Here is a 25475-nt window from a genome sequence, read left to right as displayed (position 1 = left end):
GACCCTACGCCGCCGCTCTGACGTCTGGGAAACATCTCGCAGCGCGTCGGCGTGTCGGAGACGGTCAGCCCGGGCCAGTCGCACACCCGACCCGCAAGCGAAGGCAGGAACCAGGGCGCCCATCTCCAGCCGCCAAGGGAGACGCAAACACGCCGAATGTGCAGTTATTTGTGTGTTGTGTTTGCCTGATGTGGTTAGCTTGATTGCAATGTCGGAGTATTCGAATGATGGGTTAGCGATGGGAAGTTCGGGGTCCTCTGATCCGGCTGCTCGGTTCGTGCAGCAGGTGGTCGATGACATCGGTGGCGCATTGACGCACCGCGCCCAGCGGCCTCGTCAGAGCGGCACTGATGGTGCCGGAGTTCGTCTGCCATCGTTTGTGCCGGTCAGTCCGGCGATAGCTGCCGTCACCGTGTTGGCCGTCGAAGCTGATCCGCTCGGTGACTGGCTCCTGAACACCGCGGGTGATCTACCTGTGACGGCACAGGTGGTGTCGGTGCTCGACCAGCTGTCGGGATGGCAGGCAGCCGCGGTCACCGCCACCGTGGGGGCGGTCGCAGTAGATGGGCTGCGCTGGTATGCGTTTCGGCATCGTCGCGCGATCACCAACATGGTTGCTTCGACCACCCATCTGACTCCTAAACGGGTACGGGTTCGACATCCAGCGGGTATCACCGCGCCGCGACGAGTGATCGTGTCGTTCACCGACGGGTCGGTCATCAGCGATCGGCGGTACAGCGAACTTGTCGATGCGCTGACCAAGTACGCCAACCGGTACCGCGGCGACTCGCTGGCCCGCCGGTTGCTGCGGGCGCGAGTGTGGGAGATGCAGGTCGAGTGGCAGGCCGGTAGCGCCCGATTGGTGATCACCCGTGACGACCCGGAATCGCAGACCGCAGGGATGAGCCCGATCGTGCAGCGGCTGACCGAAATTCTCGACGAGAAGTTCCCGCTTCCCGAGGCCCGGATCACCCATATCGACCGCGACGAGAGCGGGACCGAGATCGGGTTCACGATCTCCTACAAGACCACCCTGTCAGCGGCCTTCCCGGGATTGCAGCAGAAGCTGCGAGAGTCGCTGGTCGCCAGTCTGCCCCGGCACGTCACCGAGGACGGGGCGTGGAACTGGTTCGTGGCGGTCATCCCCGAGGAGAACCAGCTCACCATCCGGCTGGCCAAGCCTCTGCCCAGCGGCGTGCGGCACCTGCCGCTGAGTATCAGCGACTACCGGGAGATGAACGACAAGCAGCTCTACGACATCCCGTATGCCACCGCGGCTGACGGGGTGCTGGCGACCTGGAACATCCACAAGTCCTCGTCTCGCGGTCACGTGCTCGCGGCAGGGCGAACCGGTGGCGGTAAGACCTCGCTGATCCGGACCCTGATCACCGAAGCGATCGCGCGTGGAGTGCCGGTGGCCGGCGCGGTGGATGTGAAGATGCTCGAACTCGATGGCTTCGATCAGTACCCGGGTGTGGCGTCGGTGATCTATCACGTCCGCCAGATCGTCGAGTTCATCAACGCCGTGCACGCGGAGATGGTGGCACGCCGGGAGTTTCTGCACCGTCTGCGTATCCCTGACGAGAACCTGCCGCCGTTCATCGTCGTGCTCGATGAGTTCTTCGTGATGAGTGCGTTCCTGCGGCGCGCGGCGGCCTACAAGGGCGACAAAGACGACCCTGACGACGAGCAGGCCGTGTTGGCGCGGTTCGTCAAGAACTCCAACCCGCTGGGCAAGATCGGTGAGATTCTCGCGCTCATCCGAAGCTTGCAGGGCCGCATCATCCTGGGAGTGCAACGCCCTGACGCCACCAACTTCGGTGAAGACGCGACCTCGGTGCGCGACAACTTCGGCACCCGCATCTCGCTGTCGAGCCTGTCGCAGCAGGGCGCGGAAATGATGTGGGGTGATGCCCACGTGGGACGCGACGTCGACGCCAGTGTGCCCGGGCGCGCCACCGTCGCCGACGCCGAAGGCCGGCCGATGCACGCACAGGTGCACTGGACACCCAACCCCGACATGCACCCCAACCGGTGGAACCGCCTGGACTCCGAGGACCAGGAGATCGTGACCGCACTGCGCGAGGCCGCCATCGCAGGAGCCCAGTTGCAGAACTTCGTGCCCGAAGTGCGTGAGCACCTACAGAAGGTCGGCGGGTTGATCCGCACTCCCGGCGATGGGCCGATCATGGCGTGCTTCTCCTCAGAGATGCGCACCTTCCTCACCGAGCAGCGCGAGGCAACCCCCGAACCGCCGGCACCGATCGCCGGCCTCGACCCGACCACCGCCGGAGACGACGGCGTCTACGCCGCCGACCTGATCGAGGGCATGCGGGTGCACGTCGACGACGACGGAACCGTAGCCACAGTCGTCGCGGTTACCCGGGTCGGCAAGAAGCTCGTGCGCGCGAAGCTGCGCGACGACGCCAATCCGCGCGTCACCCTCAACGCCGAGTTCGCACCCGACGAAGTCGTCCTCACCGCCGAGCCGGGCGAGGCCGACGCCATCGATCTCGACAAAACCAGTTCTGTCGCTTAACCCACCACCGAAGAGAGGACACCTCTGTCATGGGCATCCTGCGTTCCATCCTCACCCCCGCTCCCGACGAAGTGGCTGCCGTGCGCACCGCGCTCGACGCCAAAGCCACCAGCGAGCCTGTCGTGCGGGAACAGCGCGCCACCCTGTCCAAGCCGGTCCCGACCTGGGCCGCGCGTATCGACGACAAGACCGAGATCTCTCACGCCAGCCTCGACGAACTCGAGGCCGCGATCACCGAACGGTTGCAGCTGCTGGAGACCTACCCCGCCGGACCGCGGCGAGACAAGGCCATCGAGCGGCATCGCCAAGCCGCCGCGCAGATCGACGCGTGGCGCCAAGAGCTACCCGCCGACGTCGGCACCGAGACCCCCGGGGACACCAGCGACCACGGCGTCAATCACCACGAGCACGCCCTGTCGGCCATCTGATCGGCCCCGCCCGACTGACCCCTCGACCTTGATCTGAGGTTTCTCCGATGAGTGCATCCACTGTCGACAACGCAGTGGTGGTCACAATCACCTCGGCCACCACCGCCACCACTGACGGCATCGAGTTCAGCGCTATCAGCGGCGCCGAGCTCCAGGAACAGATCCTCGACTACGCCCACCACCTCGCGGCGAGCGACGATCAGCCGGTCCTGCTCGAGCTACGCAATCCTGCAACCGGGCGCGGCGATGTCATCGAGATGACGCCCGACGGCACATGGCACCCCGCCCACGCCGCCCCAGAACCCGAGCATCCCGAGGCCGCTCCGATGGAGCCCAGCGCTCCCCCGCCGGTCGAGATGCACGAGCACCCAATCGCTGACGATGGCGGGCACACCGGCGGCCAGATCGTCGCACCTGCCGCTGCGCCGGACGTGCCCCCTGTTGTCGATGAGCAGCTGGCCCAGCCTGCCGCTGATGAGGCCGCGAGCCAGCCCGGCACTGTTGAGGCAGTCGAGCAGGACAGTCCCTGGCGCGGGGTCACCCCCGGTCACGTCAGCCCGAACGCGCGACCCCGCTCGACACCGACCGCCGAACGTCGCAGTCGAGGGCCCCACGTGCCACCACCAGCTGGTGGTCGTCTGCGTACCGTCTGGCGGCGCCACCGCACGCCGCTGCTGGTGATTGGTCTGATCACCCTGGTCGCCCTGGTCGGTATCGGGGTCGGCGCCGGGCGGCTCATCGGCGCTGCCGGCGGCGACGCCACACCTCTCGACCCGGCCACCGCGCTAGCTCCACCCGTCGCCACCGCCGACCCGACCTCTGATGAAGTCGAATGTCCCTCTCGCACAACTGGCGCGCTCACTACCGGCCGTGACCCGGGGAACCAGACGAGTGGGCCGAACGCGATCAAAGCGTTCAACTACGGCTACTACAAGTGGCGCAGCGGAAACGCTGCTCGCGCGGTGGTGTCGTCGAACGCCAAGGTCGGCACCGCCATCACGTTGCAGAGCTACATCGACGTGCTCGACCCCAATATGCGCTACTGCCTTGCCATCACCGAAAAGCGCACAGGTCCCCGCAACACCACCGTGTACGAGGTCGTACACACCATCATCCCGGCGGCCGGCGGTGAGCGTCAGACGTTCCGCCAGGACGTCACCACCACTGTGATCGGCGGCAAGCACTGGGTCTCCGAGATCGACGACAAGTAGAAGTTCCCCGACTTCGGTCCTCAACCGATTCTCCTCACTCCCACGACACCATTCATCACCACCGAAAGGCGCTTCTGACATGTACATCACCTCGCCGGTTCCCACCGGACGTCCGGGCGGCGACGCATTGACACCTCCTCGGGCCGTGCGACGAGGGCGGGCTGCTGTCTCCCCGCCGTCGCCGGCACTCATGCGTAAGGTCATCGCGGCGGTCCTTGTCGGCGGCACGATGACCGGAGCGGTACTCACGACTTCCCCTGCGTGGGCCATCAAGCAGGGCGGAGCCGACCCCGACAGCTCGACCAGCCAAGGTCCGAGCCAAGGTGGCGCTGATCCAGGCCAGCCCGATCCAGGCAGCGACAGCACCCCTCCGCCACAGGCGCCGCCGCCGGCCTACAACCCGGGGCCGGGTGTGATCCCTGCACCGCCGCAGGAAGCGCCGTATCAGCCCTACGTCGAGCCGCAGGTCTACAACGAGCCGACCTATGACCAGGCCTACAACCCCGCTCCGCCGCGGGCCTACACCCTGCCGCGCCCGGTCGCCCCGGTCCGCCCGATCGCCCCACCGCCGAAGACGCTGCGTGTCGGCAACTTCGTCATCGAGGAAGACCAGCTCAAGCGTGACGCGCCGTGGCTGACCGACGGTCAGCGCAACTCGATCAACGCCTGGTCGGCCTACGGCGAAGCCAAGATCGCCCAGGGCCTCATCAGTGTGGGTGTGCCCGAAGACGAAGCCTCCCGCCAGGCCGCGTCCACCATCATCGGTGTCGCGCTCGGCGGCACCGCCGGTGCGGCGGCCGCGGGTATCCCGGCCGCGGTCGTCGGCGGCATCGCTGGGTCGCTGATCGGTCTCGGTGTGGGTGCCGCAGTCGGCTCGTTCCCCGCGCCGGGGCCCCAGACCCCGGGTGCGGCGGCCGCGGGCGCAGCCATCGGCGCTGCCGCCGGCGCGGCAGCCCTGGGCATCCCCGCTGCGGTCCTAGGTGGTGTGGCTGGTGGTGTCGCCGGCGGCGCGATCGCACACGCCCTGGGTGCCGGTGACCCCGGCGCCCGTCCGGACCGCCCCCGGCTCCCGGGCGAGCCCGAACCGGTGCGTCCGCAGCCGCGCAAGCCGCAGCAGCAGGTCGTGATCGACAACCCCGGCGCCAACCAGTACGAGGTGCACCTGCCCGCCGACCAGGCCGCCAAAGCCGGTCTGCCGGCCGTGCACTACCAGGTCAACATGCGCGGAGATGTCAACGCGCAGGTCAACGTCGGTGGTCGCAATCTGGAAGCCAACTGGAGCGGTGAGCAGGCCCGCGCCCCGTATGCCGCGCTCGGTGCGGCGAAGGACCAGGCCGAAAAGACGGTCAACCAGTGGACCCGCCAGGCCAGCGTCCAGCTCAAGCAGGTCGTGCCCGGCATCGACGTCGACTGGCCCCAGGAGAAGAAGCAGCCGGCCAATCCCGGCCCCAGACACGCCCGCCGGTAACGAGGGGTGCGGGCGCAGCATGCCGGGACGGGCCACTCATGGTGGCCTGTCCCGGCATCTATCCCCGTTCACCGTCCTTCCCGCGTGCACCCACAGGAGGCCTGACGTGTTCACCCACAGCCTGACGACCTACCAGGACCGGCGCCTGGGGATGCAGTACCGGGCAACGGTCTACCTCGACGGTCAGTGGTGGATGGAGTGGACCGGCGGCCTCGACTACGTCACCGACCATCTCGCCGCCGCGGTCCGCGATCCTGCGCCAGCTCGCGAGAACCGCGATTTCTGATCACTTTGACTCGATTGAAAGGACCGCTCCGACAATGATCACCGGCCACACTTCAACATTCCGTACCCAAACATTGCTGACGGCCGTGCTGTTACTGAGCGTGCTGGCCACTGCACTGGCCATCGGGGCGGGTGCCGCGACCGCCCGCCCGACCGAAGCGCCGCGGCTGTCGGCCTACGGTGATGAGATCTGGACCTTCGGCAACCACGCGAACTGCCGCGGCACGATCCACGTCAGCGCCAAGACCGATCCCCGCCAGCCCGGGAAGCTGTTCGTCACCTACCGCCCCGGACGATTCACCGGCGACGGCCCAGGCTGGGCCCGCAACCCGGTCTGCACCACCCGTGTCTTCGCCAACTGGACCATTCCCGCCCGCTACCACTGGAGCGCACCGGTCAGCGCCGGCCCCCGCGGCGGCAAGGCAGTCACGCAGGTCCTGCGCACCGGAGCAGGGCTGCACGGCATCGGTTTCGCCACCCCCGCGGTCCCGCAGAAGCCCGTCCAGTACACGCTGTTCGTCTCGTAGTACACATCAACGGACACAACAGGTTCGGCCGGAGAAAGCACCGTACCCATGATCAGGTTTCTCAGAACCTCGTTCAGCGTGGGCGAAGATCAGTGCGGGCGCCGCGGCCGAGCCTGTTGTGGATCCAGTAGTCGACCGTCTCAGCCTTCCAGCCCCGGTTTCGTCCGACCAGCGCGTCAGGGTCGGGCAGGAGTCCTTTGCGCAAGTAACTCTTCATGGTCGCCACGGACAGCCCTGCGCGATCGGCAAATTCCGACAGCGACAGGTAGCGGTGCACGTCTAGGAACAATACCTCCTTTAGGCTACACATTGACCCCTAAAGGGGGTATTGTTCGGCTGCGGGTCAACGGAAGGGAATGACGATGAAGGCCTTGGTTCTTACCGATCGCGGTGACGCCGAGTACGTCGAGCTGCCCACCTCTGATCCGGAGCAGGCGTTGCGGGAAGTCGTTGGCGGGCCGCTCAATCCACTGCCGCTGACCCACCTCGCGGATCACCTGGACCTGTGGACACTGTTCGAACCCCTATCCACGGTGACTGTCGGTGGGATCGGTTACAACGATGTGGCCTCCCAGATCGCCACAGCCGGAGTCGGCACACCGCGGGCGGTGATCGGTACCGCGGTTCTCACCGCGCACACCGACTCGGGCATCCTCGCCGCGCTCTCCCCGCACGACTGCGCCGCCCTGGACCGCATCATCGCCGAGATCTACACCGGCTACCGCACCGCCGGATAACCCCCACCTCGAGGACGAGCTGATGAGCATTCACTCCGCACACCCCGCCGGCGACCCGGCCACCTGGACGGTGGCCCAGCTCGCCGAGCACCCTGCCGTGCGCACCACCTTCACCGTCATCGGGCATTTGAACCCGCGGGTGTTCGAGTCGATCGAGTTCTCCCTGGCCTGCGACGAGATCGCCGCCGTCAATCAGATCCCCGCGCCCTGCGGGCTTTTCGCCGCGGCGATCCGCCACCTGGCGGCCACCGCCGCGCGAGAGGTCGATTCCCGCGAGTCCGATGTCGACGCGCACCCCAGCGAAGACGATTTCGAGTACGTGCCGACCGCACGGGCCGAGCTGCGCATGCTCATCGCCCAACACCAGCGGCGCGTCCTGGCATCCAATCGCGACGTCGACGCCGAACAGCGCACCGTGCACGCCGCGGTCGCCCGCCACCTCAACTACTGCGATCCCCGCAACTACGGCGGCGTCGACGGGCTGCCCGACGTCGAGGTCCGCGACCTCATCGCCGCCTCGATCAACCAGCAGATCCGCGCCACCGCCCACCCCGCGATCCGTGGGCACCTGTACGGCGCGCGCCTGCTGCTGACCGGCGCCGTCGCGCCCACACTCGTCGTCCTCGACCCGCAGGAGGCCGTGCAGTGACCACTCCGACCGGTGACTCCTAGGGAGGACACCATGAGCATGACCCTGACCGCCACTGCGCCTACCCAACTGGGCGTCGATTGTGACTGTGACTGCCACCGCGAGGACCGACACTGTGAACGCTGTTGCCTCGACCCCGACGCCGGGTTCTGCGAGGACTGCGCCTACTACCTTGAGCTGAGCCGCCACAGCCGCACGGTGCGGGGGCGGTGATCGACGGTGACCCAGTTGAGCCTGAACCTGCGCGCCCACGACTTACCGCCACGCTGGGACGGTGACCCGGTCGACTGGTCACCCTGGCAACCGATGCCCGCGGTGACCCTCTGTCCGCCACCACGCACACAGGGATGCGGCAATTGTGGTTCGGCGACCAGGCCGTTCACCTGCTACGGCACCCGCACCATCGCCTACGGCCCCAACGTCATCCCCATCGGCCGGGGCCGTCTGCGCGACCGCCACATTCACGCCCGGCTGGTCGTGCACCGCTGCCCGGACTGCCTCCACGACACCGTCTTCGACCCCCGCACCGGCCAATGGTGGGACCTCGACGACAGCGACTACCAAGACGCCGGCTCCTGGGAACCGACCACAGGCCCCGGCACCCACCACGAGGAGTGACTTAACCATGCCCGGTGCCTACTGCCGCTACTGCGACCACCGATGCTTCGTCGACCGTGTCCTGCCCGACACCGGTCGACGTCTGCACATGGCCACCTGCCCGGCCGGGAAAGCCTATGACCGCAGCGTGTCTGGCTTCGACGCCGACACCGCGATCAATCCGGCGGCGATCAGTGACGACGATCCGCAGGCGGCGGCCACCGCCTCCCGACCGGCAGCCGTCAGGAGTGCTCGGTGACTGCCAGGCTGTCAGCCGATGAGCGAGACCTGCTGCGCGAGTGGGTCCACGTCATCGCCCCGGTCATCGCCAACCCGGGCGAGGAGTGCCGTCGTCTACGCGAGTCGCGCAGAAGCGGGGGAGGGTTCGGCCGCAACTACGAGGTGACCGGTCAACGGTTCACCGGCACCTGGGCGCACTACGAGGTGACCGACCGATTCACCACCGGCCTCCACGCCGGACAACCCTCACGCCTTCGGTTCGAACCACCACACCGCGAAGTGTCGATCACCCTGACGCGCCTGCGCCGGTGGGCCGACGCACTGCCCGCCGAGCTGCGTGAGCGCGCACAACATGCCTGGGCCACCCGCAGCCGCAACCTGACCGCCCTCACCTCGATCGCGCTGGAAGCCATCGACCTGCACGCTCAGACCGAACTCGAGGACGCCCGCGGCGAATGGTTCACTACCCTGCCCTGCACCCAACCGCCGGCACTCTCACCGCACTGCGCTGACGCCGGTCACGTGGGCTGCTGGCATGGCCACGCTCGGCCGAGCTACGTCAGCGTGCGTCACGCCGCCGCGCGCCGCCAGCACGGCCCCCGCGGATACGTCGCCACCTTCCGGCCAGGGTGGTCGCGCTACACCGAGACCACCTCGGCTCGCATCGTTGTTCCCGCTGACCACTACACGTGCGAATGCAGTTGCCACACCGACGGATACGCCGGACAACAGCTCGACCTTTTCGTTGAGATGCGTTGACGTAAGCCAACCTCACACTCGCTGCCGCATCTGACGTCGGTGGCGCTGCTCACTCCTTCAACAAGCTCATTGCACAGTTTCGGAACGGTGATGCACTGCGCATCGGGACGTGTCTTATATCGTTCGCATATGTCCACTGGCGGTTTGGAAGACTTTGAGCCGGCACGACTGAAGCTGCTCCGCGAACGGTCGGGATTGACCCGCGCTGATATCGCTGTGCGGTGCCAAGTGACGCTCGGCACCGCCCGTAGTTGGGAGGTCGGCCGCAGCGTGCCCTCCGAGGTCAATGCGCTGCGTCTAGCTGAGGCTCTCAGCATTCATCCCGCTGACCTGACGAACACCCCACGTAACCAGCCCACGCTGCGCCAGCTGCGGCAATGGCGGGGCCTGCGGGGCGAGGATGCCGCCAACAACGCCGGAATCGGCACCACCCCGTTGTACAACGCTGAAACCTACATCTCCCCCATTCCCGAACACATCCGCTCAGCGCTCGCCGAAGCGTATGGCGTCACGGAGAACCAGATCACCGCGGCGTGGAAGCGCGGACGCAAGCTACGGTTCGGCGACGTCGAGTGAGGCGCGCTGGTTCGGGGAACGGCGACGTCGTCGCCGTGGAACGATCCTGTTGTTGCACCATAGAGGCATGACTTCTTCGTCGATCCCTGTCTCCGAGTACACAGCCGGGGGCCACGTCACTCCTGATCAGAACCCGTTAGTGCGTCAGATAGCTGGCGGCCGGATCATCAAAATGTCGGTGGGCGGCGCAGACAACAACGTGTACCTGCTGCAATGCGCAGCTACGGGAAAGGCGTTGCTGATTGATGCCGCCAATGACGCCGAGCGAATCGTCGAGCTGGTACGCCAGGAGTGTCCCGCCGGACTGGAGCTTGTAGCAACCACTCATGAGCACATCGACCACTGGTGGGCGTTGCCGGACGTCGTCAAAGCGCTCTCCTGTGCGACGGCTGCGTCGAGAGCTGCGGCCTCCGAGCTGCCGGTCACTCCCGATCGCACAGTTGCCTCAGGTGACACCATACGAATTGGCGAGTTGCCCCCTGTAACAGTGATCGAGGCGCGCGGTCATACGCCCGGCTCCATCATCTTGGCTTTCACCGACGCGTCGGGGCAGAGTCACCTCTTCACCGGCGATTCGTTGTTCCCTGGGGGCCTCGGTAAGACCGCCGACGCTGCGGCTTTCGCGAGTCTCTTTGCCGACGTCACCACGCAGGTATTCGATCGATATCCCGACAACGCGATTGTCTACCCCGGCCATGGTGACGACACCACTCTTGGTGACGAGCGACCTCACCTCGAGGACTGGCGGTCCCGAGGATGGTGAACGCTGCGGGGTCGGCCGCTGGTGACTGGACAGAGGGCATCAGCGCAACGGCAGTGTTGACCGCCAAGATGCGCGCCCTGGAGCTCGAGTCCGAGAATCCACTCGTAACTGATCTCGCCGCGGCGCACCTGGTGGCCGCGTCAGGTCTTGAGATGGGCGCAGTAAGCCTCTCTGAAATGACTGGTCAACGGCTCTTTGAGTCGAACGTCGTGCGTACTTGGTGGCTCGATGAACAGATCGGGAGCGTGTTGTACAGCGCCGTCCAGCCTCGTCAGGTGGTCATCTTGGCTGCTGGTCTCGACAGTCGTGTGACTCGACTTTCATTCCCCGCGGGCACCACAGTCTTCGAGATCGATCTCCCACAGATTTCCATGTTCAAATCGACGGTCTTCGCCGAGGAACCATCGATCGAGCTTGCCGCGACCTGGCGGCAGGTCACCGCTTCAATCACTGAACCCGGCTGGTCTGACCAACTTGTCAAGGCCGGCTTCGATCGAGCGGAACCGACGATCTGGGTAGCTGAGGGCATTCTGTTCTACCTCAGCGATGCCGAGACTTCCTCGGTCCTCTCTACCGTCAGCGGATTGAGCGCGTCGGGCAGCACACTCTTGGTGGCCCACTTCGGGCCAGGATCGAGATCAGATGCACAGACCCGCGAGATGAACTCAACAGCAACACAATCGGGGTATGGCTTTCAATCCGTCGTCGAAGACCCAGCGAGCTGGCTTGGCGACTACGGATGGACAACCGACGCTACGACCATCGCGCGAGTAGCTGAGAGTTTGGGCCGCAGCATCGATTACGGAGAGCCGGAGCGCGCTGGCGCTGAGGTCACCTGGCTCATCCGAGCCGACCGGTGAGGTCTACTCACACCCGCGTGGCGTCAGCGATGTCGCTCAGTTCCACCTGCAAGTTGTAAGCCGTCAGAGGGTCTTTGGCTGCTCTCCAGAGGTGAAGTCGGTTGCTACTCGGGATCGCGACCCCGGGAAGGGCGAATTGTGGATTTGAGTGTCGCGCGCGCTCCCACTGCGCAGCCGAGCGACGCAGTGTGCGATACCGGCGATACCGGCGTGGAAGTTGGTTCACCGGATAAACCAGCAAGGTCGCTCCAGCCGACACGACGATGAGAAGTACCAAGGCGAGTGATATCGATGGTGCGTGATCGAGGTACCAGTTGCGGGTGTTGCCATCGGAGGCGTTCTCGACGATGAGATTGAGCATCTTGTTGCCGATGTAGAGGGCTGCCGAAGCTGCGGTGGCGGCCCAACCGAGCAGTGTGAGGCCGAACGGGCCTGTCAGCGGAACGATGGTCAAGGCATTGAGGGCCAGAACCAGGTTGACGACCGCTGCTGTGGCGATGACACCGAGGAAGATGCTCCAGTACGCCCAGGTCGACATGGACCACGGTTGGGGAATGCCGTCGGTGATGTAGGAAGTCGGCCCGCTTCGTGGAATCGGTGACCACAAGAACGTGGCCACCATCGCGACGATAATTGCCAACTCCGCCAGCAACCCGCGTCGCCAGGACGGCTGGTAGCCGGTGAGGCTGAGCATGAACACCACGGCCGGCACAGACACCAAGGCTCCCAACGTCATACCCACCAGGGTCATGAGATTGTGCTGCCCAGTGAGGGCATAGAGCACCGTTTCGCCGAAGCTGTCGGCGATTTCGGGTGTGCGAGCAAGCTTCGCAAGGGCGATGAGCGCAGCCACCTGGGTGAATGCCCACCAGCTTGGCGAAGCGTTCGGCGGGACATTGCACATGCGGTAGAGGACCAGCAGCAGCAGAGAACCGCACAACGCGATCGTGACGACGAGTGCCATCGTCTACTGCCAGCCGAAGACCCGGGAGGCCTGAACAAGCATCCTGCGTTGGGTGGGCGTGGCGTGGTCAGGGACAAGCACGTCCCGGTATTGATCCGCTTTGGAGATGAGCAGCCGGGCAAACCATTCAGCCTGTTGCTCGAACGGGTGCTCGTAGTTGCATCTGGCCAGCGGTGAGCACTGCATTGATGCGACGTGCAATTTGAGGACTTCCCTGGGGACGCGCGGAAAGATCTCTTTGAGATAGTCGGCACGCTCGTCGTCGGTCAGGGTATGAGCCAGCAGGATGTGCCCCAGCTCGTGCGAAATTGAGATCTCGCGCTGGACGTCGGTCAGCTGGTCGCGGATATAGACATAGTCGGCGTGAGGCTTCGGGAACCAGGCGGCCGAACAGTGCTTGGCCAGATCATCAGGCAGGCGGCGCAGAGCGATCGGCCTCCCTCGGCTCAGAGAGACCTTCGCTACCAGCGACTCGATGGTCCAGGGACGGAAGAACGGCAGCGATTCGACAACGTCGTACGCGGCGCGGTAATTGGGATCGTCACGAAGCGAGGTCACCAAGACTGTCCATCGCCTCCGGAGATAGTGGCTTGCTAGAAGCTCTCAGCGCGACGAGTCCTGTCTCATTCGCCGCAAGACTCCACACGGTCCTTGCCTGGAGTGCAATTGGTCCGTACTTCTCGACATCGTCAGAGATCATGATGTCCACCGAGTCGGGTTCGCCCCACCCCAGGACTTCGGCGAGAGCTTGTCGATGCACCTCGCTCGGGGTTTGTCGTCCGTCGAGCCACGACTGGACGGTTCTGGGGGCCATAGCCTCGCCAAGGTGCTCGCCTAGCCGATTGGCCAAGACCTTGGCGGAATCATCTGCCAAGGTCTTGTTCGCCACCGCTAGCTGGATCAAGAGGTGCAGCCGGTCGGCAAAGCTCATCGGTGCGTTCACAGGGGATCACTCCTCGAGGAATGTCGTTAGTTCGTCGTGCGGAGCATTATATCTTTGCGTTTTGCAGCCAATCGGGCCTCGAAACTCGGCACGAGGTGGTGCGCATCGCTTGGCAAAACGAGCCCTGCCAGCCAGCGTCGATACAGCTGCTCGATTCGCGTGCCGTGGTCTTCGGCTAGCGGGGCGGTCAGGTGAGGCCGGAAGGTCACTCCGATCGCTGGCGGTATCTCTGAGCCTGGGCCGCCCACGCGTTCGAGCACCTCGGTGACGTAGACCGCGGTCAGTCGCTGAACAGCGTGGCGGAGGCCGGAGCTGAATTCGGATTCGGGCTGTTCAGAGAGCAGACGATCAGCTGCGCGTACCACGTCGTGAATAAGGTCGACTGGCATCGCTACGGTCGCGAACGACAGGCTGTTCTCCAGGCTCGGCCGGGACACCTCTTCGCGCCGCGCCGCCGAGGTACCAGCATGGAGGGTGCTCGCCGCTGTTCCTTCCGGCCACCGCAGACCTTTGTCGATCTTCTGAAGGGTCGTGGGGCGGGGCGGCGCGGTATCAGGCGTAGGGGCCTCGATACGCGCCAAGGTGGTATCGGCCGGCCCGCCGTTTTCGTGCACCTGTAGACGCGTCAAGCCCAACGTGCGTCGGCGTTCACTCACCGCACTCGCCAGTCTCTGCAATTCCTGTGGCACCTGTGGCCCATCCGCCATAAGTGGAACCGTATCGGATTGACCTAACCACTGTGTGGCCCCCACAGGCGGAAGCGTGTCATGAAAACGAGGATGAAGCCTCATAAGCCACGTAAGATCCACATTTTCCATAGTTTTGTAGTGTATATGACCCACGCTGGGCCGTGCGTGTAACGGTTGTGCACTGAGAAAAAGTGCCTTAGTGTGATGCTCGCATGGACCAGAGTTGCTGACTACTGGACACTAGGGCGACACAAGTGGGTGATAAGGGCACGAAACTCCAGGCACGTCCGCCCAGTCAGGCAATTTAGACGCCACGCAGAAAACTTTTTCACGTCGCACTCGAAGCGACACCACCAGATCGATCCATCACACGCCTTGGGGGCCACTCACATGACCCAACACAGATTCGACAGCGCTACTGCATCGTTAGCCGTGCTCTCGGTTGCAGCGCCAGCACCACAGCCAGGGACGCTTGACTGGCCTACTCCACTCACCGTGGCAGAGTTCCCGCACATGGTTCTGGCGGTAGCTGGGACTGTGCACACTCCTCGGGGCCAGGAGCTGTCCGCTGACAGCGCGTTCGCCACGGGAGTGGCATTGCTCGCTGCGGCTTGGTGGGCAGGGTTCCGCAGCGCCAGTCAACTCACCGAGGCCGAGCAGGCTGATGTGGTGGTTCTGCCGGCACCGGCAACACCCGCTTGGGGAGACCCCGGATATCTCTACTTCTTCTTTCCCGGCAGCTACGTTGCCGTCCGACCCGAGACGGGCACCGTAATTGTCGGAGACGGCACCACGTTGACCGCACCCCTGGCGTGGGCCGAAGGCGCGGCGACAGTGGCGGCTGCACGCTTCGTCGCCAACTCTGATGAGGCGGTAGTGGCGTGAACGCCGATCACCGCCGCGTCGGCGGCTGGGCAGACCTCGCAGCGGAGATTCTCGATACCGATCCCTCGCCGCGTGACTGGATTGGCGATGCTATCTGCGCGCAGACCGATCCCGATATCTTCTTCCCCAACAAAGGACAGTCGACTGCCGCTGCCACCCTGGTGTGCCAGGCATGTCCAGTCAAGACCGCCTGCGCGCAGTGGGCCGCGGATGCTGGTGAGCGATACGGCGTATGGGGCGGTATCAACACCCGCGCCCGTGATTCCGTCATCGTGGCCGGGGCGAAGGCGAGCTGATGATCAGCAAACAGCCGACACCATGCGCCCGACAACCCGAGCAGTGGGACCTCGACGTTCTCATCCACTCCCCCGCATCAGCCCATCAGTCCCTGGTGGCATGCCTGCGTTGCCCGGCCCTACAGCCATGCCGTCAAGACCTCGCAGACAGCGGTGTCGCGCCCCGCGGACTGATCTGGGCAGCTGACGCCTACGGCGACGACGGCGAACGTATCCCTGTCCACGCACTCCTGGCGTATCTGCGGCGACGCCCGCCCAGACGCGAGAGCGCACCATCTGGCAAGCCAACCCCAGGAGCCGCCGCATGACTCGCCCATCGCCCGTGCCGAGGTTGGCAACCCGTGGCGCGCCTCCATCGTCGAAGGTCACGAACGTGAAACGATCACGCTTGGACCCATGTCTACACCTAGCGAGGAGGCCTCTGTCATGTAGCCGACAGCACGCGAATGTCTTGCGTAGCAGTCGTTTTGCCCGTAGCGGGGCGGAATGGGAGCCGCCGTAGGACACCAGCGAGCGAATAACTACACAGCGATGGAGACACCGGTCCCCCCGAAGGGGAGTACACGGATTTTCGAGTGGGGAGCGAAGTTAGCCGCTTCGCTTCACCCCGAGAACTGGTTCGGAATCTAGTTAGCGCTAGACCCCGGGAGCCTCCCTAAAAGGAAGGAATTGCCGCCTCAGGCACTTCTGATGGTAAAGCACACCCTCGGCACGGGCAACCACCGTTGCCGTGTCGCCTCTTTCACATCTCCCGCGCAGACATCACCGCTGGTCACAACGCTCGTTGGAGCGTTGGGTGAGGTCTGTGTGGGAACGCCCCGACCACCTATCCGGTGACTGTCGGGGCGAACGCCCCTACCAGCGTTGTCTTCGATACCCCGCACATAGCCGTATCAGCGTTCGCGGCGACGTGTGGGAGTAACCGTTCAGCTCGATTGGACGGGGGCGCACACACCACACCAGCGGCGCTCACGCGTGCGCGTCAGGCAGCTGTGTCGATGCTGGCGCGTTGCCACACGCTGAGCCTGACCCAGCTGATCGCGGCCGTCGACGCACCACCGCCGGCGACTGTGATCGACGCCGTGCTCGAGCTGGTGGAGACCGGTGTCGCCGATCTGTATCGCCACCGGGTCGATGGCCACCTCGTGGTGGGAACACTCGCGACCACAGTCACAGGTGCCCGGCGATGACCGCCACCCTGCCCGCGCAGGCTGTCGCCAGCACTGATGGGTCGGCACCGTCTCGTAGTCCGGAACATGCTGAGCCACAACGGTTGTTGCCGTCGGCGTGGGCGGCGTATTGCCGGTTGCTGACCGTCGACGGTGCTGCGGTGCGGGTGCTCGACCGCTCTGCGGTGGACAACGAACCGGTCCCGGTCGCTGCCGGGTCGCTGGAGGATATGTACGCCGTCCTCGACGGCCGCGCCGAGACCGCGGCGCTGGTCGCTCCGTTGCGACCGGATCTGGTGGTGGTCGACCTCGACGGCTGCGCCGAACAGATCCTGCCGCCGTTGCGCGACGCCGCCGATATCGCCGGCGGGGTCCTGGTCTATCGAGCCGCGTCTGGGTCCGCCGACTCCTGCCATGCGGCGTGGGCGTTTCCCACCAGCCACGGATGGACGGCATTCACCGAGGCGATCGTCGCAGTGCGGTCGTGGGCCGGGCTGGATACACGGGCAGTCGATGTGATCGCTGGCGGTCGCGGTGTACGCCTCCCTGGCTCAGCGTCATTGAAAGCCGCTGGCGGGCGGTGCGTCCCACTCTCCCTCGACGACGACGCACTCCACGCCCACGCAGGCGTGGAATCCGGCCACACCCCTGCCCTGTCCCCTGCCGAGGCGCTCACACAGACGGCCGCGGCCTTGGCTAGCGTGACGGTGACCTACACGCCCCCGCTCTCGCCTACCCCACCCAGCGTCAACGCGGTGGCCGCCGCACCCGGGCAGTGGCGGCCGCACAAAGAGTTCACGCCCACCCAGCGGGCTGCGCTGGAGGCGCGACCGGAGGTTGGTGAACGCTCCGAGGCGGCAGTGGCCGCGTTCGCAGCACTGTGGGATGCCAATATCCGCGACTGGCAATCCGCCCAAGAGTTCTTCGACCTGCCCGTGTTCGCCAAGTACCGCAGCCGCGCCGACCGCGGACACACGTTCTTCCAGGCCCAGCTCGACCGGTGGTCCAACTTCCGCGGCCCTGTCGACCCGGCCGACCAGGATCTGTGCGACCAGTGGCTCACCCGCGCCCGCCGCTGGATCAATCACCCCCACCTGGAAGCCGCTCTCTGCGCAATCGTCCACCACCGCTTCACCGACGGCCGCGGACTGCACTCCCGACCCATCTCATGCCGCGACCTCTCCCAGTGGCTCCACGGCGGCATCACAGCCCCCACAGCAGCGCGCTACCTCCGCGAACTCACCACCAAAGGAGTTCTCGATCGTGTTCAGAGATCCGGGTATGACAACGACGCCACCGACGCTCACCACTACACCCTGCGCCACCCCGGAACAGAGACCACAGACCTTTACCCAGGGGGTGTGCCACATGACAGGACACCCCTAACCAGCGCACTCCCCCTCCACCCCGTCTGGTCAACCCTCGGGCAACGCTGCCGCCAGCTCTACCAAGCGCTCAGCTCCCCCACCCCCACTGTGACCGCCACCCTGGCCGCCCACAGCGGTCTGGCTCCCGGCGACCGAACCTTCGGAGCCCTCGCGGTGCTCCACCGCCTAACCGAGGCGGGCCTGATTACCCGGGTGGGCCGCGGCCGGGGCACCGCCTGGACCCGCACCTCCCTGACCCTCGATGACGCCGCCGCCGCCCTCGGCGTCACCGAGCGCGCAGCTGCCGCAGCCGCGGTCACAGCCGCCGAGCGTCGCGCCTGGCACGCCCCTGACCAGGAACAACGACGTCGGGCGCTGTCAGCGCTGCATGAGCTGCGTCGCGTCTGCGACGACATCACCACCACCTACCCCGATCTCGCACCCCCTACGACGCCCCCCGACGCACCAACGGCGGCCGAGCGCCCAGCCACAGGGGCCCGGCAACTCGTGCGTGCAGCACGCACCGCGCTCACCAGCCGAATCGCCGACGCGCTCACCCCACAACGCAGAACCGCACTACCACCGTCACGAAAGGACACCCCGCGCATGCCGCCGACCACCCCACACCGAGACCATCAGCCACCGCAGCAACGACGTCGACGCACCGGCGTTTCCCGTACCGCGGCACCGGCGCCATGGGTATGTGCCACCGACACAACAACATTCGCCCGATTCCTACAGGCCGGGCGCCACCGGATCGAAGTACGCCGCACCGTACTCGACCCACCTCAGGACGGGCTGATCGACCTCGGCGACATCCCCGCCGGCGTTCAGGTCCGTATCACCGGTTGCGCAGCCGTCCTGGTCGCCAGCGGTGCCGTCCACGCCACCGACACCGCCCACGTCGAAGCCCACGGCACCACCACCGTCCACACCTACGGCCGGGCCACCGCAACAGGATTCGACGCCGCCACCCTCACCGGACACCACCACAGCCAACTGCAACTCTGTGACCGCGCTCGAGCAGCCGGCACCGATCAGACCAGCATCATCGCCTGGGACCCCGAACCGGTCATCAGCGCCAATGACCACACCCGCGTCCTCATCGCCGCACCCGAACTCGCACCCACCGCAGACCTCCACCTCCGCGGCGACGCACACCTCTACACCCCGATCCGCTGCTCCCCCACCGGCCCCGCCCGCACCCACGTCACCCACACCACAGACCCCTTCGCCGCCGCCGGCGTCCAACCCGCCCACCCCTAGAAGAGAGAGCGCACCCGATGACCATCACCGTCTACACCAAACCCGCATGCGTCCAGTGCAACGCCACCTACAAAGCCCTCGACAAACAAGGCCTGGACTACGAAATCGTCGACATCACCCAAGACCCCGCAGCCCGCGACCACATCATGGCCCTCGGCTACCTCCAAGCCCCCGTCGTCATCGCCGGCGACAAGCACTGGTCCGGCTTCCGGCCCGACCACATCAAGGCACTGGCGAAAGAGGCATCGTTGTCGTCAGTTGCCTCATGAGCACGGTTAGACCATGACAGTTCCCGCAGATCAGGCGACCGGGCTAGGGCCGCTGGCTCACGCCGCCCGGCGTCTGTCCGGGCAATCGTCGATCGTGGCCACTGGGGGCTCCTGCATCAGAACATGGACAGTCGGTCAGCTTCGGCTGGCGGTGCGTTTGGCAGCAACGCTGCTAACGCAGTCAATGAGGGTAATAACGGTATTAGCAGCCCTAGCGACGCAGGACATAGGGGATTGACTGTCGGCAACCAATGGGGTCACCAGGAGACGGCCTCGCGTTCCCCCTTTGACGCGGCGACTGACGACATCAATAGCAGTATTACTGCCTAACCCGTCTTGCGGTGGCAGCGCTGGCTGTCGAGGAAGATGCAGGCGGTCGGCGCATAATGGCGGGCAGGCGGGTGTCACCTATGACTGTAATGATGGCATTAAGGGTATTGACAGCGTAGGTGTGGTTGGTGATAATAGTGCTCATACCGCTAATAGCGGGAACGGCTCCTATGACAGCTTTAGCGGTTTCGGCAGTTAAACAGTCAATGCTGCTATTAACGTCTATGACCACATGATCCGAACGACAGGCACGGAGAGGCACGCACACCATGGCAGCGTCTGAGGCAATTCATCGAGACAGAGTGGTAGCCGTGATCAACGGCAAAGGGGGAGTCCTCAAGACCACCCTCACAGCTAACATCGGCGGCCTCTTGGCTCACAGCGGGTATCACGTGCTCCTGGTGGACCTCGACCCACAGGGAAACCTGGCCGAAGACCTTGGCTACACGGAAACATCTACCGATGACGAGGGGGCGGCCCTAGCGCGAGGCCTCATCGTCGGAGGCGACATAGAGGTCGTCAAAGACGTTCGCCCTAACCTCGACGTCCTTCCCGGAGGCACGAAGTTGGAGGAAGCGACCGCCGCGCTGGTCGCCAGGGCGGGCCGTGATGCGGTGGGGGCGAAGCTCGCGCTAGCCTCCATTCTCGGCCCACTGACCAGTGAATACGACCTTGTGCTCATCGACTGCCCGCCCGGCGATGAAACCCTTCAAACAGCGGCTGTCGCCGCCGCTAGCTGGGCGTTGGTGCCCACAAAGACCGACGCCTCAAGCCTGAAAGGCCTGTACGCAGTCGCGAAACGACTCGAGTCGGTCCTCGACATCAATCCCGATCTCGACCTACTGGGCGTCGTGCTGGCCGGCGTCAGCACGTCGGCCACCACAGTCAAGAAGCGCGCCCGGACAGCGATTTCTGAGGCCTTCGACGACGACGCTGTCGTCTTCGAAGCGGCGGTGCGGCACTCCGAAGCCACCGCAGAGGCAACCCGGGCCCGTGGACTGCTGGTTCACGAGCTGGACAACGTGGTACGCACAGGGCCGAAGTGGTATGAGATTCGCCGCGGCGAAGCCAAACCCCAGTCTCTGGCCCCCCAGTCATCGTCATCTGTTGCCGACGACCTAATGGCTGTCGCCCAGGAACTGGTGCAACGTGTGACTGCCGCAGAAAGCGAGGCCGAAACAGCATGACCGAGGAGACTCCGGATCGCATCATCTCAGGCCTACCCAGCCGTCCTACCAAGGCGGCCGAACCTGCTGGAGGGGACCTTCGCCGCCTACGGAAGAAGAACCGCGAGCAACAACCCCGAGTGACGGCAACTGGTCCGCAGAACCGAGCGCCGGCAACCACTCAGGCTGCACCTACTGCCCCTGCGGAGCGGTCCGAACCGCAGGAAGAACTCACAACGCGGTCGACGATCTACTTCCGTAAACCCAACCTCACACGAGCCCGCCGCGCATTCCGCGCCACACAGCACCTGGAAGGGGACCGATCGTGGTCAGACTTCGTTGACAAAGCTGTGGCCGCCGAAACACGGCGACGAGAAGCCGCGCACAACCACGGCGACGCCTTCGGAGGCCCTGACGGGCCGCTAGCCGCAGGTCGACCCCTGGAGACCTAAGTAGCCAGTTCTGAAACGTCAATGACAGCAATAACGCTAAGCAGTGAAAGGTGGGTCGAGCGCCGTGACCGGACGAGCCACCAGCGCTGACGATCACGCGATGATCGTCACCTCCACGAAGGTGCTGTCCCCGTCGGGGATCGTGTTGGTGGACAAGCCGGTGGATTCGGTCGACAAGCTCTTGAAGGTGTTGGAGTGGCGTCAGCGCAGGCAGCCGTTGTCCCCGGCGGGGTTGCCGGCGCAGGTGTGGGTGATCGACGCCGCGTGCGCACAGCTCGGCTGGGGCCCGGACGATGTCGATCCGGGTGACGAGGCGGACTACTCCGATGAGGAGCTGCGTGAGGGCCGGATGAAGACCGATGTGATCGCCCGCCTGGATGACGCCACCCGCGAACTCCTCGGCCCCTACCTGACGCCGCAGGGTGAGGACGGCTGGCATCTGTACCAGCCGGGGGAGGAGATCGGCTACCGCCTGCACCTGTCTCACACCGCAGGCAACCGCAAACTGATGGTCGATGTCATCCTCGAGGGCTGGGCATGGACTGCACGCATCAACCACGACCGCATGGGCATCCTCGGCTCGGAAACCGCAGGCACCCTCATCGATTTCGATGACGAGATGGACACCGCCCGCGAACTCGCCCGCCGATTGTGCTGGCATGTCGACCACCTCGGCGTCCTGCCTGGGATCACTCCCGCACGTACCGGGGCGGTGATCCTCGACCGGATCTTCCGGGACCGCCGCAAGACCGGGCGCGGCACCATCGTCGATGCGCCAGTTCCGTTGCCGCCCATCGATATAACCGACGCCGACGAACTTGAACCGGTCATCGTGTGGTCGCGTGGCTGGATCGACACCGAGGAACTCGACGCCGCCGATGAGCTGGTGACGATCGACCAACGCGCCTCGTATCTGGCCAGTGCCGGCATGATCAACCTGGGATACGGCGAACTCGTCCACCACAGCACCGGCGCCGAGGAACTCGCCCACACCAGTAGCCCTCTTCCGTTCGGTGTTTGGCAGATCACGCTGCCGGCCGCCGACACCCTCGCCCTGCCGGACAAACTGCCCCTGCCGCATCCGCGGATGCGCACCGACCGGCCCGTGACGACCTGGGTGACCACCGAGACGATCATCAGCCTGACCGCACCCATCCCGGATGGGGGAGCGGGCCTCGACATCGCGGATCTGGCGATCTCCGAGTCCTGGACCACCACCGACCAGGGGCAGGTGCTCAAGCGGTGGAAGGAACTGCTTGCTGCCGCCCGCAAAGCCGCTGTGGAGGCCGATGATCCAATCCTCAAGTCGATGGTCACCGACATCTACAAGGGCTACCTCGGCCGCATCGCCGGTGACCGCAACTGGGATTCCCACATGCGCCACCACTACCAGCCGATCTGGGCTGCGGCCATCAAGGCTCACGCCCGCCACCGCTCCCGCGCCAAAGCTATGAAACTCGCACGCGAACACAATATTTGGCCCATCAAAGGCCTCACTGACGCCTGGACCTACCTCGCACCCGCGGGTGCCGATCTCGCCGACGAACTGACCTACCTCGGCAAGTTCGTGATCGAGAAGCGGCGCCCGCTCGACGACGACGTCATCCTCGCTCTGCTCTCAGCAACTACACCCACCGAGGTGCGCAAGGCGATCAACACCGCCTACACTGCCTCCGGCCAACCAGACGACGATGACTCCGCCACAACTGATCTCACACCCGAGAATGACACGGCCACCACCGCGGAGGTGGTGAGCTGATGGCCCAGTTCCGGCCGCGCCGTCGCGAACGCCGCGACGAACCCACCGCCACCACCACCGCGGCCGCCGGCCGGCAGGTCTCCGTCGCAGCCGGCACCGCGGCTGATCTCGCGCGCGCCGATGCGGGTCTGGTGGGGGAGCGCACCCCTACCGACCACCTCGGCACTATCGGCTACGACGCCGCCTGTAAAGCCGCCCAGGACGCCGGCCGCCGCCCACCCTCACGGCGCACCTTCCGCCGCTGGAAACAACAGGGACGCATCCCCGATGACCGCACCGCCGACCTCGTCGCACGCCGCGCCGAGATCACCCGCATGGGCGGCGTCGCCGGAGCCGCACGACAACTCGGCCGCTCACCGAGTGCCGTCTACGACTGGCGAGCCGGACGCACCAAGAGTCTGCGTCCCGACGCCCAAGGCCGCCTCGTCGATGCACAAGTCGCCCAACGCCTCATCGACAGCGGCGTCGACGTCTCCCGCATGCGACCAACCATCCACTTCACCGCCGACGTCCACGCCCGCACCGACGGCGGCAACTACGACTACCGCATGGCCAAATCCTTCGACTTCGGCGGCCCCCAAGGCCTCGACCACACCCAGATGAGCCGCCAACAAATCGCCGCCCTCGGCGACGCCCTGGCCCGTGACGACCACGCACGCGTCGCAGCCATCCTCGAAGAACACGCCTCGGTCAACTTCGCCGCCTTCGACGACTTCGACGACGACACCGGATTCCACTTCGACGGCGTCCGCGACTTCCGCATCGACTGGAACTGACATGACGGACGCAACCAGACCGACGAGCCCAGATCTGCTACTGACCCTCGACTGTCTCGTAGAACTGGTCGACAGGGTCGAACACGCACGTGGCCAGGCCCTGGCGATAGGGGAGTCCTCGGCGGTCAAAGCCGCCTTCCATGCCGCCGGTTCGGTCAGCCCGCCTACCGCCAGCTACACCCGTGGCGTCGAGGTTGACCGGTTCTACGCACTCCTGGCCACCACCAACCCCGACCTCGCCGAACAGTTCCGCACCCACCGCGCCGGCACGCAATCGCCCGCTCCCGCGCCCTGAGCGGTCCTCAGGCCGCCCAGCAGCGCGCGATCGAGCAACAGTGCCTGCGATTCAGCCGTGGCCGCCTGAGGCCCGATACGCTGACATCAACCCGAGATCCACGATCGCCACCACCGAAGGGACACCAGTCGATGGCACACGACGTAGGGCAGGGCTCGTTCGACGAGCTGGCCCCCGAGCTGTTCACCGTGGCCACTGTCGACACCCCGACCTCGGGTTACCGGGTGCCGGCGGTGCTGGAGATCGTCGGCGTCACCTACCGCCAGCTCGACTACTGGGCGCGCACCGGGTTGGTCACCCCGAGTGTGCAGGCCGCCGCCGGGTCCGGATCGCAACGGCTCTACAGCTTTCGCGACATCCTCGCGCTCAAGATCGTCAAACGCCTCCTCGACGCCGGGATCTCGTTGCGCAACATCCGCACCGCGGTCGAGTTCCTTGCCGACCGCGGCACCACCGACCTCGCGCAGACGACCCTGATCAGCGACGGCACCACCGTCTACGAGGCCACCTCCGATGCCGAAATCATCGACCTGCTCCACGGCGGGCAAGGCGTGTTCGCCATCGCCGTCGGCCACACCCTGACCGATCTGGCCGGCACCGTGCACCAATTCCCCGCCGAAGACGCCACCCCCACCGCAGCGGCGGCCGTCGACGACCTCGCGCAGCGACGCAATGCAGCCGTGTCCGAAGCAGTCTGATCAACGAAGCAACTGGAGGTCTGTGTAGTGGTTGACGTGCTGTCGAAGCCCGTGGGCGTCTACATGATGACGCTGTGGTGGCATTCCCGCGGCGACGAGGTCGCCAATGCCGAACTCGCCGACATCCTCACCGCACGAGGATTTCTCGACGCCACCGCGGACATGAGTGTGTCGCGAGAGCGCAGTGCTGCGGTGCATGCGGCGTCCGAAGACGAGACTGCCCGCGAGTTGCTCGCGCAGTGGTGTGTCACAACCCGTGCGCGCCGTGGGGGAGCGGGCGTGCAGCACCCCTCCCACTGGTTGCCGCAGGCAACCGCGGCCATGGCCGCAGAGACCGACCCCGACGCCGTGAACCGCCAACACCATCTGGTGATCGACATGGTGACCAAGCTCCCGCCCTCCGACGCTGCCGACCCCGCCGTCTCCCAACAGATCGCCGAGCACTTCCACACCTACAACACCCACGCCATCCACCAGGGCCGCAGTCCGAGCCGGTGGCCACGCGAGTGACC

31 protein-coding genes are annotated in these 25475 nt (G+C 65.6%); 26 read left to right on the top strand and 5 right to left on the bottom strand.

Annotation, left to right across the window (positions count from 1 at the left end; genetic code table 11):
* Positions 1 to 379 precede the first annotated feature (379 nt).
* The 6 genes from M4D77_RS12115 (at position 380) to M4D77_RS12090 (ending at position 6458) form a co-directional block, all read left to right on the top strand.
* Positions 380 to 2539: an FtsK/SpoIIIE domain-containing protein gene (locus tag M4D77_RS12115; RefSeq protein WP_259936303.1), complete on the top strand. Its 2160-nt coding sequence runs from the start codon at positions 380 to 382 to the stop codon at positions 2537 to 2539.
* Positions 2540 to 2568: 29 nt separating this feature from the next.
* Positions 2569 to 2967 (top strand): hypothetical protein, encoded by a 399-nt coding sequence (locus M4D77_RS12110; RefSeq protein ID WP_259936302.1) that lies wholly within the window; start codon positions 2569 to 2571, stop codon positions 2965 to 2967.
* A 47-nt stretch (positions 2968 to 3014) separates the two neighbouring features.
* On the top strand, positions 3015 to 4178 hold the full coding sequence (locus tag M4D77_RS12105) for a hypothetical protein (protein ID WP_259936300.1): 1164 nt from the start codon (positions 3015 to 3017) through the stop codon (positions 4176 to 4178).
* A 79-nt stretch (positions 4179 to 4257) separates the two neighbouring features.
* Positions 4258 to 5646: a hypothetical protein gene (locus M4D77_RS12100; RefSeq protein ID WP_259936299.1), complete on the top strand. Its 1389-nt coding sequence runs from the start codon at positions 4258 to 4260 to the stop codon at positions 5644 to 5646.
* Between the two features lie 106 nt (positions 5647 to 5752).
* A complete protein-coding gene (locus M4D77_RS12095; protein ID WP_259936298.1) occupies positions 5753 to 5932 on the top strand; it encodes a hypothetical protein in 180 nt (59 codons plus the stop codon).
* Between the two features lie 34 nt (positions 5933 to 5966).
* Entirely contained in the window at positions 5967 to 6458 is a 492-nt protein-coding gene (locus M4D77_RS12090) for a hypothetical protein (RefSeq protein ID WP_259936297.1), read from the top strand.
* Positions 6459 to 6531: 73 nt separating this feature from the next.
* Here the strand turns inward: M4D77_RS12090 and M4D77_RS12085 are convergent, their stop codons facing one another.
* Positions 6532 to 6735, bottom strand: coding sequence for an AlpA family transcriptional regulator (locus M4D77_RS12085; RefSeq protein WP_075864035.1), 204 nt, complete (start codon positions 6733 to 6735; stop codon positions 6532 to 6534).
* A gap of 85 nt (positions 6736 to 6820) precedes the next feature.
* On the opposite strand from M4D77_RS12085, the gene M4D77_RS12080 reads away from it, so the two are divergent.
* The 8 genes from M4D77_RS12080 to M4D77_RS12045 all read left to right on the top strand — a co-directional run bounded on the left by M4D77_RS12080 (position 6821) and on the right by M4D77_RS12045 (position 11639).
* Positions 6821 to 7195: a hypothetical protein gene (locus M4D77_RS12080; protein WP_259936296.1), complete on the top strand. Its 375-nt coding sequence runs from the start codon at positions 6821 to 6823 to the stop codon at positions 7193 to 7195.
* A gap of 22 nt (positions 7196 to 7217) precedes the next feature.
* Positions 7218 to 7844, top strand: a complete 627-nt coding sequence (locus tag M4D77_RS12075; RefSeq protein WP_259936295.1) for a hypothetical protein — start codon at positions 7218 to 7220, stop codon at positions 7842 to 7844.
* Between the two features lie 219 nt (positions 7845 to 8063).
* Entirely contained in the window at positions 8064 to 8462 is a 399-nt protein-coding gene (locus M4D77_RS12070) for a hypothetical protein (RefSeq protein ID WP_075863463.1), read from the top strand.
* A gap of 7 nt (positions 8463 to 8469) precedes the next feature.
* The gene (locus M4D77_RS12065; protein ID WP_259936294.1) at positions 8470 to 8700 is read left to right on the top strand and encodes a hypothetical protein; all 231 of its coding nucleotides are present in this window, start codon (positions 8470 to 8472) and stop codon (positions 8698 to 8700) included.
* Positions 8697 to 9440, top strand: a complete 744-nt coding sequence (locus M4D77_RS12060) for a hypothetical protein (protein WP_075863461.1) — start codon at positions 8697 to 8699, stop codon at positions 9438 to 9440. The genes M4D77_RS12065 and M4D77_RS12060 overlap by 4 nt, the downstream gene beginning before the upstream one ends.
* A 129-nt stretch (positions 9441 to 9569) precedes the next feature.
* Positions 9570 to 10016 (top strand): helix-turn-helix transcriptional regulator, encoded by a 447-nt coding sequence (locus M4D77_RS12055; protein WP_075863460.1) that lies wholly within the window; start codon positions 9570 to 9572, stop codon positions 10014 to 10016.
* Positions 10017 to 10083: 67 nt separating this feature from the next.
* Entirely contained in the window at positions 10084 to 10779 is a 696-nt protein-coding gene (locus M4D77_RS12050; protein ID WP_247452238.1) for an MBL fold metallo-hydrolase, read from the top strand.
* Positions 10773 to 11639 (top strand): SAM-dependent methyltransferase, encoded by an 867-nt coding sequence (locus M4D77_RS12045; protein WP_075863458.1) that lies wholly within the window; start codon positions 10773 to 10775, stop codon positions 11637 to 11639. The genes M4D77_RS12050 and M4D77_RS12045 overlap by 7 nt, the downstream gene beginning before the upstream one ends.
* Positions 11640 to 11646: 7 nt before the next feature.
* Here M4D77_RS12045 and M4D77_RS12040 read toward each other — a convergent pair whose 3' ends face one another.
* Genes M4D77_RS12040 through M4D77_RS12025 form a run of 4 tightly spaced genes read right to left on the bottom strand, consistent with a single transcriptional unit; the run spans position 11647 to position 14202 of the window.
* Positions 11647 to 12603, bottom strand: a complete 957-nt coding sequence (locus tag M4D77_RS12040; protein WP_247452239.1) for a hypothetical protein — start codon at positions 12601 to 12603, stop codon at positions 11647 to 11649.
* Between the two features lie 3 nt (positions 12604 to 12606).
* Entirely contained in the window at positions 12607 to 13161 is a 555-nt protein-coding gene (locus tag M4D77_RS12035) for an ImmA/IrrE family metallo-endopeptidase (protein ID WP_075863456.1), read from the bottom strand.
* On the bottom strand, positions 13145 to 13546 hold the full coding sequence (locus tag M4D77_RS12030) for a hypothetical protein (protein WP_247452240.1): 402 nt from the start codon (positions 13544 to 13546) through the stop codon (positions 13145 to 13147). The genes M4D77_RS12035 and M4D77_RS12030 overlap by 17 nt, the downstream gene beginning before the upstream one ends.
* Before the next feature lie 26 nt (positions 13547 to 13572).
* Positions 13573 to 14202, bottom strand: coding sequence for a hypothetical protein (locus M4D77_RS12025; protein WP_247452241.1), 630 nt, complete (start codon positions 14200 to 14202; stop codon positions 13573 to 13575).
* A 528-nt stretch (positions 14203 to 14730) separates the two neighbouring features.
* Between M4D77_RS12025 and M4D77_RS12020 the strand changes: the two genes are divergently transcribed.
* The 12 genes from M4D77_RS12020 to M4D77_RS11970 all read left to right on the top strand — a co-directional run bounded on the left by M4D77_RS12020 (position 14731) and on the right by M4D77_RS11970 (position 25473).
* Positions 14731 to 15120 (top strand): hypothetical protein, encoded by a 390-nt coding sequence (locus M4D77_RS12020; protein ID WP_247452242.1) that lies wholly within the window; start codon positions 14731 to 14733, stop codon positions 15118 to 15120.
* Positions 15117 to 15416 (top strand): WhiB family transcriptional regulator, encoded by a 300-nt coding sequence (locus M4D77_RS12015; RefSeq protein WP_075863452.1) that lies wholly within the window; start codon positions 15117 to 15119, stop codon positions 15414 to 15416. Before M4D77_RS12020 ends, M4D77_RS12015 begins: the two co-directional genes overlap by 4 nt.
* Before the next feature lie 998 nt (positions 15417 to 16414).
* Entirely contained in the window at positions 16415 to 16606 is a 192-nt protein-coding gene (locus M4D77_RS12010; protein WP_259936293.1) for a hypothetical protein, read from the top strand.
* Positions 16603 to 19218 (top strand): hypothetical protein, encoded by a 2616-nt coding sequence (locus tag M4D77_RS12005; RefSeq protein WP_259936292.1) that lies wholly within the window; start codon positions 16603 to 16605, stop codon positions 19216 to 19218. Before M4D77_RS12010 ends, M4D77_RS12005 begins: the two co-directional genes overlap by 4 nt.
* 17 nt (positions 19219 to 19235) lie before the next feature.
* On the top strand, positions 19236 to 19487 hold the full coding sequence (locus M4D77_RS12000) for a redoxin NrdH (RefSeq protein WP_247452245.1): 252 nt from the start codon (positions 19236 to 19238) through the stop codon (positions 19485 to 19487).
* A gap of 641 nt (positions 19488 to 20128) precedes the next feature.
* Positions 20129 to 21004: a ParA family protein gene (locus tag M4D77_RS11995; protein WP_259936291.1), complete on the top strand. Its 876-nt coding sequence runs from the start codon at positions 20129 to 20131 to the stop codon at positions 21002 to 21004.
* Complete coding sequence (locus M4D77_RS23875; RefSeq protein WP_396266578.1) at positions 21001 to 21435, top strand: ParB family protein; 435 nt, start codon at positions 21001 to 21003, stop codon at positions 21433 to 21435. The genes M4D77_RS11995 and M4D77_RS23875 overlap by 4 nt, the downstream gene beginning before the upstream one ends.
* Before the next feature lie 64 nt (positions 21436 to 21499).
* Positions 21500 to 23194 carry a hypothetical protein gene (locus M4D77_RS11990; protein WP_259936290.1) on the top strand — a complete coding sequence of 565 codons (1695 nt, stop codon included), beginning with the start codon at positions 21500 to 21502 and terminating at the stop codon, positions 23192 to 23194.
* Positions 23194 to 23970: a hypothetical protein gene (locus M4D77_RS11985; RefSeq protein WP_259936289.1), complete on the top strand. Its 777-nt coding sequence runs from the start codon at positions 23194 to 23196 to the stop codon at positions 23968 to 23970. Before M4D77_RS11990 ends, M4D77_RS11985 begins: the two co-directional genes overlap by 1 nt.
* 1 nt (position 23971) lies before the next feature.
* Positions 23972 to 24265, top strand: coding sequence for a hypothetical protein (locus M4D77_RS11980; protein WP_259936288.1), 294 nt, complete (start codon positions 23972 to 23974; stop codon positions 24263 to 24265).
* 131 nt (positions 24266 to 24396) lie between these two features.
* The gene (locus tag M4D77_RS23795; protein WP_075863882.1) at positions 24397 to 24963 is read left to right on the top strand and encodes a MerR family transcriptional regulator; all 567 of its coding nucleotides are present in this window, start codon (positions 24397 to 24399) and stop codon (positions 24961 to 24963) included.
* 36 nt (positions 24964 to 24999) lie between these two features.
* Positions 25000 to 25473 carry a hypothetical protein gene (locus M4D77_RS11970; protein ID WP_259936287.1) on the top strand — a complete coding sequence of 158 codons (474 nt, stop codon included), beginning with the start codon at positions 25000 to 25002 and terminating at the stop codon, positions 25471 to 25473.
* Positions 25474 to 25475 lie beyond the last annotated feature (2 nt).

Origin of the sequence: Gordonia sp. p3-SID1431 (genome assembly GCF_025143765.1) — a bacterium.
Lineage (GTDB): Bacteria > Actinomycetota > Actinomycetes > Mycobacteriales > Mycobacteriaceae > Gordonia > Gordonia hongkongensis.
The sequence above is the reverse complement of the archived record's forward strand: the minus strand, read 5'-3'. Positions and strand labels throughout refer to the sequence as shown.